Raw genomic sequence first — 14,150 nt, 5'->3', positions numbered from 1 at the left:
CCGGCCGGTCAGAATAGACGCAAATTAAATTAAGGATATTGCATGGTTTTCAGTGGCTTCTTTGCCTTAAGCGCAAGTTTACTTTACGTCTTCGCCAGCTTATTGATTTGGCAGAAAATCAAACTATTCGACCGAGTCAACCTTCGTGCACAACGTAAAAAAATCATTGTATTTGCTGTTATAGCAGCGATCTTGCACGTGGTTACCTTGAGCTCGACTATCTGGCACCCCGACCAGTATTTTGCATTTAACTTAAGCAATACTTTGTCGCTAATCACACTGTTAGCTGCAATTATTTTATTAGGCTTGAATCGCCAGTACCAAGCAGAAACACTTGGAATTTTTATTTTTCCAGTCGCCGCCTTAACGACCATGCTCCCTATTGGTTTCCCTGAATACACACCTTTGCCACTAGAAATTGGTAGCCATGTATTCATTTCCATTGCAGCTTACAGTCTGCTTGGACTTGCGACAGCTCAGGCGATACTTTATTCCATTCAAGAAAAACGCTTCCACAACCGCCAACTTTCCAATTTAATGCGTGCTCTACCGCCACTACAAATTATGGAAGAGCTAATGTTTAAACTGTTAATTATCGGTTTTGTGTTCTTAAGCTTTTCTTTATTAAGTGGTGCATTCTTTGTCGAGGACATTTTTGCCCAACACCTTGTCCACAAAACGTTTTTTGCGGTCATCGCTTGGATTTTGTACGGAGTATTATTAACCGGCCGGTTCCAATATGGTTGGCGAGGCCAAAAGGCGGTTAAATATACCATTTGGGCTTATGGGTTGCTTGTAGTGAGTTTTGTCGGTACAGAACTTGTCTTGCAGTGCTTATTGGATATGCCATAAAGCTCTGAATCGATAAAACCTCTTTATCGAGAATCAAACTTTTAAACACCATAAAACCAGCCAAAATTCTTAACAAATTGGGCAGATACTATTTGGTCTGTCCAACTCAAGCACGTATAATTACAAATTCATTCACTACCCGTTAAACTGCCTTGAACTCTCTAGACGTTTCCATCCTTTTCGGGATACTTATTTTTCTCATCATACTTTCTGCGCTATTCTCTAGCTCTGAAACGAGTATGATGGCACTCAACCGTTACCGCTTAAAACACCAAGTTAAATCCGGTCATAAAGGAGCTAAGCTCGCTTCAAAACTACTGGATTCACCTGACCGATTGTTAGGCGTTATTCTCCTAGGTAACAACTTCGTTAATATCTTCGCATCGTCCATTGCCACCATTATCGCCATGAAACTAATGGGAGAAGCAGGAATAGCGATTGCAGCAGGGTTGCTTACATTAGTTATTCTAGTCTTTGCAGAGGTTGCCCCAAAAACGCTAGCGGCATTAAGCCCTGAAAAAATCGCTTACCCTGCGGCCTACATTTTGACGCCGCTATTAAAAGTCATGTCGCCGCTAGTCTGGATGGTTAATTTCTTTGCCAATGGTTTTTTGCGTGTTTTAGGCGTAAAGGTTCACGACAAAGACGACCAACATTCACTAAGTCATGAAGAGTTGCAAACATTGATTAATGAAGCGACCAGTCGCCTGCCTGAAAACTATCGCTCCATGTTAAGCAGCGTTCTTCAGCTAGAAAGCGTTACCGTGGAAGACGTTATGATTCCCAAACAAGATATATACGCGGTGGATGTTGAACAGCCGATTGAACAAATTCTTAAAACCATTCAAAAGTCGCCATACACGCGCATTCCACTCTACCGAGGTTCACTTGATGATGATTTAGTCGGCATTTTAAACCTTAGACGCGCGTTACCAATTTTGATGCGCGAAGATGTCAGTCTTAAAGATATTATTCGAATTACACGCCCTGCTTACTTTGTTCCGGAAACAACTTCCCTAAGTACTCAATTAAGCAAATTCAATGAGAACAAACGTCGAATGGCTTTAATTGTGGATGAATATGGCGATCTGCAAGGTTTGTTAACAATGGAAGATTTACTTGAAGAAATCGTCGGTAAGCTCTCAACAGATGCCAAGTCGAAACCGGATAACAATTCGGTGATCGTCCATAAAGATGGCTCTATGACGATTGACGCACAAGAATTTATTCGAGATGTGAATAAAGAGTATAGTCTTGACCTTCCAACCGATGGGCCAAAAACCTTTAATGGCTTGATTCAAGAAGAGCTTGAAACACTTCCAAATGCACAAACCTGTATTCGCATCAATGAATACGCAATCGAAGTAGTTGCGACAACCGATAGTGCCGTCGACAAAGTTAAACTTCACATTATTAAAAAACCGAAAAGAAAACTTTTTTCATGATTAGCTCACACAACAACCACCCTTTTCATAACCAAGAAGAATGGCAAACGCTTTTAAGCGGCATTCGCTCTTTGGCACAGACAGAAATTCTGCAACGCTTTCGTCAAGTTTCTTTTGAAGAGAAACAAGATGGCTCCCTGCTCACTGAAGCAGATACTCAAATGCAGAAACATACCAAAGCTTTTTTACAGAAACAGTGGCCAGAGTTTGCATTTTTAGGCGAAGAAGCCAGCCATGATGAGCAGGTTCAAGCATTGGAAAGTTCAAAAGGATGCTGGATTTTAGATCCAGTTGACGGCACCAGTAACTTTGCCAGTGGCATCCCTTTTTACTCGGTTTCATTGGCGTTAGCAATTGAAGGTCAAATTGTTGCGGGATTGGTCTATGATCCTGACCGCGATGAAATGTTTGCCGCTCGTTTAGGAATGGGAGCAGAGTTGAATGGAGAAAAACTGGTGGCACAAACCGCTAAAACTCAGCTCAAGCAAACCAGTGGCATTATTGACTTTAAACGCCTTTCTCCCAAAATGGCGATGCACATCATTGAGAAGACCCCCTATGCTTCGCAACGCAGCTTTGGATCGGTTGCTTTAGACTGGTGCTGGATTGCTGCTGGAAGAGGACATATCTATTTACATGGCTCTCAAAATCTTTGGGATTATGCTGCAGGTTATCTAATATTAGATGAAGCAGGAGGCCAGTCTTGTACCTTAGAAGGGGAAGAAGTCATGGTTGCAGAAGTCGTCAAGCGTTCTGCAGTTTGTGCAACAACGCCCACTTTATTCAAACAGTGGATTGATTTCTTAGAGATTTAAAGAATCACAGCTGCACAATAGGGCAAACTCTACGTGCCCTATAATTCTTTACCGGCCGGTAGAGTAAATGACGCATTAACCCTGCAAACAGTATTTACTTTGTCAGTTCGAACAACACTTCTTTGAGCCGGTCAATATTAATCGGCTTTGTAAGAAAGCCATCCATCTGTGCGGCTTCAACATCTTCTTTTTGCTCATCCAACGCATTGGCAGTCAACGCCACGATTGGTAATCCATTTTTATAGACAGGCAAGTCCCCTTGAGTCTGTAGCAGGCGAATGGTCTTACTCGCTGTAAAGCCATCCATTTCAGGCATTGAAAGATCCATTAATACCACATCAAACGCTTGCTGAGCATTATTCGAAGAAACGACCGCATCAACCGCTTCTTGACCATTATTAACAATGTTCACTTCATGACCAAACTTTTTAAGAATTGCACGAATAAGGAATTGGTTTGGCTGATTATCTTCAGCCACTAGGATATTCAACGGTCTTTGAGAGGCCAGCTCTTCCACAGACAGCCCCCCTGAGTTAGCGGAGTATTCTACGCTAGATGAAGTAGTTGGCTCAAAAGGAATGGCAAAAGCAAAATCACTGCCTTTATTCACTTGGCTTGCAATTCCAATTGCGCCATCCATCGCTTCAACTAACTTCTTACAGATTGCTAGGCCCAAGCCTGTTCCACCAAATTTTCGGGAAGTTCCCGCATTGGCCTGACTAAATTCCTGAAATAACTTAGGGATCGACTCTTTATCGATTCCAATACCTGTATCACGTACGACAAAATAGACTCGTTCGCATTTTGAATTCGCGCTCAGATTATTCGTCAATTTGTAAACCAAATCTTCATCCAGATTTAAATCATCAATAATTGAAGAAGCAATCAGATAGACCTCACCATTTTCCGAAAATTTAATTGCATTCCCGACAAGGTTCAAGACAATCTGACGCAGACGCCCTGCATCTCCTTTAACCCACTGAGGAATACTATTTCGCAAGTCAGTCTTTAAAGTCACATTCTTATGCTTAGCAGGACTTTCAGACATTTGCATACATGCATTAAGCTGCTCGGCTAAATCCAAAGGCTTATGCTCCAACTCAACTTTGCCAGCTTCTAGTTTATTAAAGTCGAGAATATCATTAATCAAATAGAGTAAATGCTCCGCGGACTGTTGAATCATGGTGATATGAGTTTTAACATCTGATTCCAAATGATAATCGTGCAACAAAGTGGCATTCCCAATCACTGAATTGAGCGGCGTTCGAATTTCATGACTCATAATTGAAAGAAAATCACTTTTTGCTTGAGCAGCTAAAAGCGCAGCTTGGTTTGCTTCTTTTAATTCTTCTTCAATCAGTTTACGTTCCGTAATATTCAAATAGAAGCCCATTGACCAAACTTCAATCGATCCTTTTAAATTTTCCACCTGCATTAATAAGTGTCCAACCATAAACCATTCAGTATGATTCAATAACGTAATGGACTTTTCTTCTATTTGCAGCTGACCGACTACACCATCATTTTTCGCTGCAAGCACTTGTTGTAATATCGCAGGAGACTGGAATAATTCATAATCGGTTTTACCAATAATTTCGGCACGACTTAATTGAAAATCTTTTTCAATTTGATGATTCACAAATCGGTAACAAGACTGGGCGTCTTTCACTACTATGCCAATCGGCAAACCATCAATTAACTGCTCAATAAGCTTTTCTCGAGCACCCAATTGACGCTGGAAACCAATCTGCTCATTAATATTTTCTAGATAACCAACAAAAAACTCTGTTTGAACTTGGACCGAAAGCTGAAACCACTGATAGCTAGAATCTTTAGATTTAATTCTAAATTGAGATTTAATTGACCATTGGTGTTCCCATAACTCTTCAAATGCCTCAATGACTTTTTCTTTATCACTGTCATGCACAAACGATAAAAATAGTTCAAAACTTCCACTATAAAAATCATGAGTCTCTTTTTTAAAAAGGTTTTTCGGCAAATCCAAAAAGCCAAGAGCCTGCCTATCCCAAAACAGATATTTTTCATTAAAAGGTGCTAAAAAGCTTGCGAGTCCAGCTTTATTGACAATATTTTGATAGAAGCTTTGTTTATCCATTTGTTCAATAGAAAACAAACGCTCAGGATTTGCCATAGAAGCTGCACTCTGTTCAGGAATTGAGTCAGATGGCTTTAATTGCAAATGTGCTTCGTCTGGAAATACCCAGCTATCAGTGTGCGATGACGAAATAGATTTAAGTTGCTCACTTTTCTCATTAATATGAACCAAGATACTTGAAGAAAGGGAATCCTGAAGAGGAATTAAATTCAGCTCATAGTCGCTATAAATATATTTCGTTGGCTGATCCTCTTTGGACGCACTAAAAAGTTCCAAGAGAATTTGAGGATCAGAAGTAAGCGACTCAATATTTAACTGAGTTGAAGCAGTCTGATTACTCCAAACTAGGGTCCAGTGAACTTGCTCATCCAACTGAAACAGTAAAACCCCCATGGACGATTGCCCATAAAGGGTTTCTAAGCTTTGAAGATATTGGGTAGATTGATACAAGTTCTAATTCTCCACAGAGGCTTAACATTCGTTGATTTTATTGAACGGTCGATTCGTCAGAAATCAGAATAGCATTCCCTTTCGAAGCAATAAAGCTAACCATGGCTTCTTGCATGGTTTGCGTAACCAACGCAGAGGACTGCGTTGAAAGTAAAGAAGCATGATTCCCTTGAGTAAACCTAATTACGCCTTTTCCATCTTTCAACGCACCAGAGGCTGAAACACGACTTAAACCTTGAGACCAAATCCAAGGCTCTGTACCTGCCAAGGGTGCATTAGAGACACTATTTGGAATCACTTGATCTTGGCTTTGAGCGTCAATCCCGACAACTTCAAACATTAAGCTAGGTGCTTGAATCGTACTTGAATAATTAACTGGATCTGCAGAATCCACAACCGTTTGAGCAGCTAGCAGAAACTGTTGAAATTCTGCGCTATCGGCAGAAATACCCTGAGCCGCAAGACCTGCAACAATTTCTGGACCGAAAGAGGCTGAACCTGCTAAAAGATAAGCCGCTTGTTGGCCTGGCATAGCAAAAACAGCAGAATCCGCCGGGGAAAGCGCTTGAAAAACGCCACCTACCATTGCGCCCAATGAATGCCCCACAAAACTAACCTTACTTGCATCAAGTAAGTTAGCAACACTCGAACTTGTCAGGCTTGCTTGTAAATGCATTAAGTCTGAAACTGCCTGCCGCAAATTATCTCGAGTGACTACCAAGTGAGAAAGGTTAATAAAATGTCTTCCAGAGCTATCTTGAACCCCATCTGACTGAGGAATAAGAACCGTACCTTGCGCATCTTGGGTAACATAGTCTACATCAAAAGTCCGCTCCGAAACGCCTGCTATTCGTAAACTCGCTAATGCACTGTTCTCAGTAATCCCATGTAAAGGCATATCAATTGCAATTGCAGCAAAACCAGCATGAGCCAAAGAATCCGCAACAGCTAATACACTTGAGCGGTTTTGTGTAATCCCATGCTGGAAAATCACAATTGGCCAACCAGACGCCGGAGTATCTCCTTTGGGTAGAGTCATCAAAACGGGAATAGTTGCTGCATGACGCTGTACAGGGGTCGGATTAAACTGACTGAGCATAGAATCCTGAGCACCGGACCAAATTGTATTCAACGGTGCAGTAGGGTTTTCAACTGAAGGCCTCCCTCCATAATACGGTACCGTCAAAGTACCAGAATACACATCTGCAAGCCCTTGCCCACCAAATGTAGATGTGTCTAAAGTTGTCCCTGAAATCAACAAACTTTGATTTGAAACATTCACAAGCATATTCTCTAATACATCTGAAGTCGACTGAGTTGTAAATGCCCAAGAGGCAATCACTTCATCAGTACTGACACCAAAACGTTGAAGTGCTGAAAGCTGAGCTAAGGTTAATTGACGAAGCGGCTCTAAGGCATCAAAAGCGGTTTCTTTCAAGGTTCGATCATCTTGAGATAAAGCTGCGTAAATAGCCCCTTTATTAAAAGCGACTTCTGAACTATCTCGAAGATCAGAATCTATCACGACAATATAGGTTGTTTTTGGAGATAGAGGCTTTAAAGGAATAATAGCAACCTGTTTAGCTGTTGATTCAGAATCACTGACAGCAAGGGCAAAATCAACTCCAAGCGTTAATCGAGAGACAATTTTCGTTACCGCTCTCGTCAAGGGGTCGACACTGACCTTATAAAGACTAATGCCACGCTCTAAGGTATCCGCAATCGTATTTGCATTAAGATCCGTTAAATCTAATTGTTTAGTCACGGAAAAACTGATTGGTGCGGATGTAGAAAAACCATCAACGGCGTTCATCGCAACTTTCGGATCAGAATAATCTGTAGGATCTACGACGGGAATATTTAATGTCCCATCTGCTGAACCGGAAAATAAAGCATCATGCGGAAATGGAATATCCCCATTTTCAAAATCCATGACAACCCAGCCATTTTCCGCAGGGGGTCCGACTGTTTCAAGCGATACATCCGGAGAGTCACTGCCACACCCGGTTAAACCGAACACCGCGGCCACAAGTAAACCTCCAAGGGCAAACCTATGGGTACCTTTAAAAGTAGCGTTCATCAATAACCTCCTTAATAATTCCAAACCAGCTGAGCACTGAGAATATCAACTTTAGTTTCAACCTCTCCATGTAAAATATGCGTAGGCGTGTCAGCATGTCGAGCATAAATCGTCTCTGTCCCTCCCCTCAAATGACTATAAGCCATATCAATACGCATATTTTCTTTCATTTGATAACTAGCACCAAACGATAGCCACTTTCGATTACTATCAGGAATTCTCGGAGTTCTCAATTCATCACTGGGTATCGGTGTTGAATCCAATGCAATACCTGAACGTACAATCCATTTTGGAGAATACTGATAGGTCACTCCTAAAGAGTAGCGTATTACATCCTCCCACTCTTCAGGTTGAACAGAATCGGGCTTGTTATCAAAGGAAATCCTTAACTCATCAAAACTTGACCAGCCGGTCCAGGTAATATCAGCAAGCAAATTGATTTTTTGATTAATTGGATAAAGACCACTTAGTGAAACTGACGCAGGCAATGAAACCTTGGCAGAAATGTTTTGGTCAGCATATTCAGTGCTCGCCACAAAAGCCGGAGTCATAAAATCAGCCTTACCTTTTGCAGTATGAGAGACTTGAGACCGGTAACTCAAACCAATAAAACCATCATTTTCAAGCTCATATAAAAAACCTAAATTCACACCATAACCAATGCCATCTGCTTGTAAATCAGCATAACCATCAAATTGTTGCGCCTGACCAACAGCCAATCCAAAGTCCACCTTTTGAGTAAGATTGACATCAATGTATTGAACATTCAAACCAACACCAAAAGACACTGCATCATTTAATTTAAAGGCTACCGCAGGGTTAATATTGATGGTTTTCGTGGAAGTATAAACTGCATGATAGCGTCCAACCCAATCATCATCATATTCAACGGTTGAACCAAAAGGCACGTTCACTCCCAGTCCAAAGTCAAGATTTTGGTACCGAGTTTTCCAATAGAAATTAGGAACAAAACTGGTTTTAGCACCATTCCCACCTTTACCGTAAAGTTCTCCAATCCCATCAATTCTTGAATCTTGATTTGTGAAATCCGCCACCGGCTTAACAATATGTCCTGCAAGAATCATTTGATTATTTTCAAACTGTGTTAACCCAGCTGGGTTAAACCACATAATACTCACATCTTCAGGGTTTGCTGCCGCCCCTGCGTAAGATAACCCTTGAGCGCTAGCGCTCTGCTCAATCAATGCAAACCCTGACGCTTGCAATGCCGTCGGTAGAAAACTTAATACAAAACACCCTCCAAGGAGAGCCTCAAACCATTGATTTTTTAATTTCATGAGCGAACCTTGCTATTTTCTTAGCATTACTTTTGATATTGGTTAGGATCTGTTTAAGATGCATTTTGACCCCAAATTCATTCTAATAGATAAACTTTTACTACTTTTTATAAATCGCGAAAAATTGATTACACCACAAAAACATGCAAATCAGATTGCATCTAAAGCTTGTTGCAAAGTTTTAACGCCAGTAATTTGTACATTTGGAATCCCACCTTTGGGTACATTCGCAATCGGAACAATTGCTCGTGTAAATCCATGTTTCACTGCTTCAAACAATCTTTCTTGACCACTCGGCACTGGGCGAATTTCTCCTGCAAGTCCGACTTCTCCAAATATAATCGTAGAGCTATCAATTGCTTGATTACGCATACTTGAGAGAATGGCACACAGTAAAGCTAAATCGGCACTGGTTTCAGAAACCTTGACACCGCCAACAACATTCGCATAAACATCTTGGTCGCCAGCTTGAATGCCTCCATGACGATGCATGACAGCCAATAGCATCGCAATTCGAGTTTGATCCAACCCGACTGCAACACGCTTGGGCGCCCCATATGGGGAGTCATCAACCAACGCTTGGATCTCAACGAGTAAAGGTCGAGATCCCTCCCAAATCACCATCACAACCGATCCAGGTGCAGGTTCATCTCCTCGACTCAAAAAAATCGCAGACGGATTTTTAATCTGCTTCATGCCTTTTTCAGTCATAGCAAAGACACCTAACTCATTCACCGCGCCGAAACGGTTTTTCATCGCGCGCAATGTCCTAAAACGACTATCCGACTGGCCTTCTAAAAATAGAACCGAATCAACAATATGCTCTAACACTCGCGGCCCGGCAACTTCACCGGATTTCGTGACATGACCCACTAAAAACACAGCAATATTATGTTGTTTTGCAAATCGGGTTAAGAAAGCTGCACTTTCTCTAACCTGCGATACGCCACCAGCGGCAGTGTTTACCTCAGCAAGCTGCATGGTTTGAATAGAATCCACCACCATGACTTTTGGCTGCTCTTTTTGCGCAGCAATGGTAATCGCTTCTACATCGGTTTCTGTCAACAGCCGAAGCTTTTCATCAGGCAAGCCCATACGCTTTGCTCGCGCCGCAACCTGTTGTAAAGATTCTTCACCGGTCACATAAAGCGCATTCATTTGTGTACTCAAATAACACATGACTTGTAACAAAATAGAGGATTTACCAACACCTGGATCGCCACCGATTAATACCACCGACCCTGGAACAACGCCGCCGCCCAAAACACGATCCAACTCTGTCATGCCTGATGAAACTCTAGGTGTTTCACTTAAATCGACATCATGAATCGATTTGACTTGATTGTCCGCTTCACCGGCATAACCTTTTGCCGCTTTTTTTGCCGCAGAGGATTTAGCGCTCCCAAGCTTAATCTCTTTCAGCGTGTTCCAAGCTTTACAAGCCGTGCACTGCCCTTGCCATTGTGCATATTCGGCTCCGCATTCCGTGCAGACATAGGCGACCTTACTTTTTGCCATTCAACAACCTTGTATTTAAGTAATTAGATTTGCTAGATTTTAACCCAATAAAAAACCCTGTAACGGAAAACCATTACAGGGCTTGTAAAGATACCGGCCGGTAACAAACGATTAGTGTTTAATATCGCGCCAGTACTCTTTTTTCAACAACCAAGTCAGTAGCAATAGGAATAACAAGAAAGCAATGACTTTCCAACCTAAATCATGACGTTCAAGCTTCGCAGGCTCTCCAACATACTCTAAGAAGTTAGAAATATCACGAGCGGCTTGATCATATTCCTCTTGTGAAGAATAGCGCTGAACGCCTTCAAGTACGTGCGGCATTGAAGTACCTTTTAGCACGCTATTATCCCAATTACCTTCTTCATCCATCTGATAAGAGCGTAAGAAGGTATAAATGTAATCCGTTCCTTTCAAGCGAGCCATCAAAGACAAATCAGGCGGCTCGGTACCAAGAACTTCAGTACCCACACCTGGCTCCATCCGTGTTAGAACATCATCCACCACTTTTGCTTGGTTGAAAGACATTTTGGCAATCACTTCTTCATCCGTCCAACCGATATCACGAGCAATTCGGTTATAACGCATATATTTAATTGAGTGACATGCCATGCAATAGTTGGTAAACAACTGTGCACCACGCTGTAAGGAATCTTGATCACGCAGATTATTTTCTGCTTTATCCAATTCAATTGAAGGGCCTGCTGCGTTCGCTTGAGGCAAAACAGCCATCACAGATAAACTAATCAATAAAAATAACTTTTTCATTTATCTGACCTCCTCAGGAACCGGCTTCGTTTTCTCTCTCGCCGAAGTATAGGGCAATATCAAGAAAAACAAGAAATAGGTTGCTGTGAAAATTTGTGCCAATAGCGTCAATGTTGCTGTCGCAGGCTGTGTTCCCAACCAACCCAAAATTAGGAATGAAATCACAAACATTGCTAACAATAACTTGAATGACATTCCACGATAACGAATTGATTTCACCTTACAACGATCCAACCAAGGCATTGCAAATAAGAACATAATCGCAGCACCCATCGCAACAACCCCTAAAAACTTATCAGGAACTGCACGCAAAATTGCATAGAACGGTGTGAAATACCAAACAGGTGCAATGTGCTCAGGCGTTTTCAACGGATTCGCAGGTTCAAAGTTAGGTGGCTCAATAAAGTATCCACCACCTTCTGGCATATAGAATACGACGACAGCAAACAAGATGGCAAAGAACACAGCCCCCATGGAATCCTTAACCGAATAATAAGGGTGGAATGGAATTCCATCACGTGGAAGTCCTTGTGCATTTTTATACTTTTTAATTTCAATACCGTCAGGGTTATTTGAACCCACACGGTGAAGAGCGACAATATGCATAAACACCAGAATAATTAATACCAGCGGCAATGCAATCACGTGCAATGCAAAGAAACGGTTCAAAGTTGCATCCGAGATGATGAAATCACCACGCACCCAAGTCGCTAAATCAGGCCCAATAACTGGGATTGCACCAAATAGTGAAATAATTACCTGAGCTCCCCAATAAGACATTTGCCCCCAAGGCAATAAATATCCCATAAAGGCCTCAGCCATAAGCACAAGGAATATCAACATACCGATAATCCAAACCAGCTCACGTGGCTCTTTATAGGAACCATACATCAGCCCACGCATCATATGCAGGTAAACAACAATAAAAAATGCTGAAGCACCTGTGGAGTGCATATAGCGAATCAACCAACCCCATTCAACATCACGCATAATGTATTCAACGGAATTAAACGCTTCTGCTGCCGATGGCTTATAACTCATCGTTAACCAAATACCAGTCACAAACTGATTAACTAATACGAGCAGTGCAAGTGAGCCAAAGAAATACCAGAAGTTAAAATTCTTTGGCGCATAGTATTCACCAACATGCTCATTCCAAGTACTTACTAATGGGTAACGGCGATCAAACCAACCTAGAACCGTCCCACGCTTTGCTTGCAATTTTTCATGATTCATATCTGACATTAAGCCGTCTCCCCTTCGCTTTCCCCAATGCGAATAACATTGTCAGCTTTGAAGTGATAAGGTGGAATTTCAAGGTTCGTAGGTGCAGGAACCGATCTATAAACACGCCCTGCCAAATCAAACTTAGAACCGTGACATGGACAGAAGAAACCACCTTGCCAGCCTTCATCCATATCCGGAGAACCAATTGCTGGACGATAAAGTGGCGCACACCCTAAATGAGTACAAACCCCTACCACGACCAAAAATTCATCTTTAATCGCACGACTCTCATTTTTACAATAGTCAGGCTGAATGGATTCGTTTGATTCAGGGTCACTTAAATCACCATCCATTTTTGGAAGGTTTTCCAACATATCTGGCGTGCGTCTAACCACCCAAACAGGCTTACCACGCCATGCAACCGTTAACATTTGACCGGGCTGCAGTTTGGTAATATCCGCATCCACTGGCGCTCCAGCTGCCTTAGCTTTTTCACTAGGTTGCCAAGAGCTAACAAAGGGCACAGCCAAAAAGGTTGCACCAGCGGCACCAACCACTCCAGTCGCCCCAGTCAACAGCCGGCGACGCTGAAGGTTTACACTCGTCTTGTTATTTTCTTCTTTAGACATAGGCTTTTCCCTAGTTGTACACAAGCAAAATCGGGGACTTATTCTACATAAGCCCCCAAAAAACTGAAATAAGTATTTACTTATAGTCTCATTAAATCAATTTTATCTATTTAATTTCATAAATAAAATAAATAAGTTACATCCCTTTAAACAGGATTTGGAATATCAATAAATTCCACATCTAGAGCAAACTTTTCTTTTAGGTGCTCTCCTAAGACATAAACTCCATGTGTCTCGGTTGCATGGTGTCCTGCGGCGAAATAATGGATTCTGCACTCTCTTGCCAAGTGTGTAGTCTGCTCAGAAACTTCACCACTGATATACAGGTCAGATCCTTTATCAATTGCCCTATCGATATAACCTTGAGCTCCACCGGAACACCACGAAATCTGTGAAATCATTTCAGCCCCACCCTTTAACCATAAAGGCTCACGCTTCAAAGTGGATGCTACCTTTGCGTAGAATTCTTCAACAGCAACGGGAACTTTAAACTTGCCAGTAAATAACAGGCCATCTTGCTCAATCACCTCGATTTCCCAGAGCTTTCCAAGCTGAGCATTATTACCTAACTCAGGATGACCATCGAGAGGTAAGTGGTATCCTAATAAATTAATGTCATTTTGCAGTAAGCTTTTGATGCGTTTCTGTTTAAAGCCAATGATTTGTTGCGGCTCACTTTTCCAAAAATACCCATGATGAACTAGAATCGCATCTGCCTGTTTTTCTATAGCAGCGTCAATCAATGCCTGACACGCAGTCACACCGGTAACTATTTTTTTTATCTCAGCGCGACCCTCAACTTGCAAACCATTCGGTGCATAGTCTTTATAGGCATCCACTTCCAATAAAGTATCAATATAAGCAATTAATTCATCTCTTTGCATAAGCTTATTCCTAATAACTCAAACTCACTTGAAATTGTATATTCCTAAACATAAACAATCGTAAACGC

At 41.7% G+C, this 14,150-nt stretch carries 11 protein-coding genes; 3 read left to right on the top strand and 8 right to left on the bottom strand.

All coding sequences use genetic code 11. The features are described from left to right. Positions 1-42: 42 nt before the first annotated feature. The 3 genes from D9T12_RS03300 to D9T12_RS03290 all read left to right on the top strand — a co-directional run bounded on the left by D9T12_RS03300 (position 43) and on the right by D9T12_RS03290 (position 3,112). Positions 43-852: a cytochrome C assembly family protein gene (locus D9T12_RS03300; protein ID WP_130536842.1), complete on the top strand. Its 810-nt coding sequence runs from the start codon at positions 43-45 to the stop codon at positions 850-852. Between the two features lie 152 nt (positions 853-1,004). Then, a complete protein-coding gene (locus tag D9T12_RS03295) occupies positions 1,005-2,297 on the top strand; it encodes an HlyC/CorC family transporter (protein WP_130536841.1) in 1,293 nt (430 codons plus the stop codon). Further along, on the top strand, positions 2,294-3,112 hold the full coding sequence (locus D9T12_RS03290; RefSeq protein WP_130536840.1) for an inositol monophosphatase family protein: 819 nt from the start codon (positions 2,294-2,296) through the stop codon (positions 3,110-3,112). Before D9T12_RS03295 ends, D9T12_RS03290 begins: the two co-directional genes overlap by 4 nt. A 94-nt stretch (positions 3,113-3,206) precedes the next feature. On the opposite strand, the gene D9T12_RS03285 is transcribed toward D9T12_RS03290, so the two are convergent. From D9T12_RS03285 to D9T12_RS03250, 8 genes are all read right to left on the bottom strand, one after another. Continuing rightward, positions 3,207-5,678 (bottom strand): ATP-binding protein, encoded by a 2,472-nt coding sequence (locus D9T12_RS03285; protein WP_130536839.1) that lies wholly within the window; start codon positions 5,676-5,678, stop codon positions 3,207-3,209. Positions 5,679-5,715: 37 nt separating this feature from the next. Next, positions 5,716-7,758, bottom strand: coding sequence for a lipase (locus D9T12_RS03280; RefSeq protein ID WP_130536838.1), 2,043 nt, complete (start codon positions 7,756-7,758; stop codon positions 5,716-5,718). A gap of 11 nt (positions 7,759-7,769) precedes the next feature. Then, complete coding sequence (locus D9T12_RS03275; protein ID WP_130536837.1) at positions 7,770-9,056, bottom strand: OmpP1/FadL family transporter; 1,287 nt, start codon at positions 9,054-9,056, stop codon at positions 7,770-7,772. A gap of 150 nt (positions 9,057-9,206) precedes the next feature. Continuing rightward, positions 9,207-10,574, bottom strand: a complete 1,368-nt coding sequence (gene radA / locus D9T12_RS03270; RefSeq protein ID WP_130536836.1) for a DNA repair protein RadA — start codon at positions 10,572-10,574, stop codon at positions 9,207-9,209. 111 nt (positions 10,575-10,685) lie between these two features. Next, positions 10,686-11,342, bottom strand: coding sequence for a cytochrome c1 (locus tag D9T12_RS03265; protein ID WP_130536835.1), 657 nt, complete (start codon positions 11,340-11,342; stop codon positions 10,686-10,688). Continuing rightward, positions 11,343-12,587: a cytochrome b gene (locus D9T12_RS03260; RefSeq protein ID WP_130536834.1), complete on the bottom strand. Its 1,245-nt coding sequence runs from the start codon at positions 12,585-12,587 to the stop codon at positions 11,343-11,345. Then, positions 12,587-13,198, bottom strand: coding sequence for a ubiquinol-cytochrome c reductase iron-sulfur subunit (gene petA / locus D9T12_RS03255; RefSeq protein ID WP_130536833.1), 612 nt, complete (start codon positions 13,196-13,198; stop codon positions 12,587-12,589). The genes D9T12_RS03260 and petA overlap by 1 nt, the downstream gene beginning before the upstream one ends. Positions 13,199-13,344: 146 nt before the next feature. Further along, positions 13,345-14,082, bottom strand: a complete 738-nt coding sequence (locus tag D9T12_RS03250) for a Nif3-like dinuclear metal center hexameric protein (RefSeq protein WP_130536832.1) — start codon at positions 14,080-14,082, stop codon at positions 13,345-13,347. Between the last annotated feature and the right edge of the window lie 68 nt (positions 14,083-14,150).

It is taken from the genome of Thiomicrorhabdus indica, from assembly GCF_004293625.1.
Classification (GTDB): Bacteria; Pseudomonadota; Gammaproteobacteria; order Thiomicrospirales; family Thiomicrospiraceae; genus Thiomicrorhabdus; species Thiomicrorhabdus indica.
Note: the sequence above shows the minus strand (reverse complement) of the source record. Positions and strands in the feature narration are given on the sequence as shown.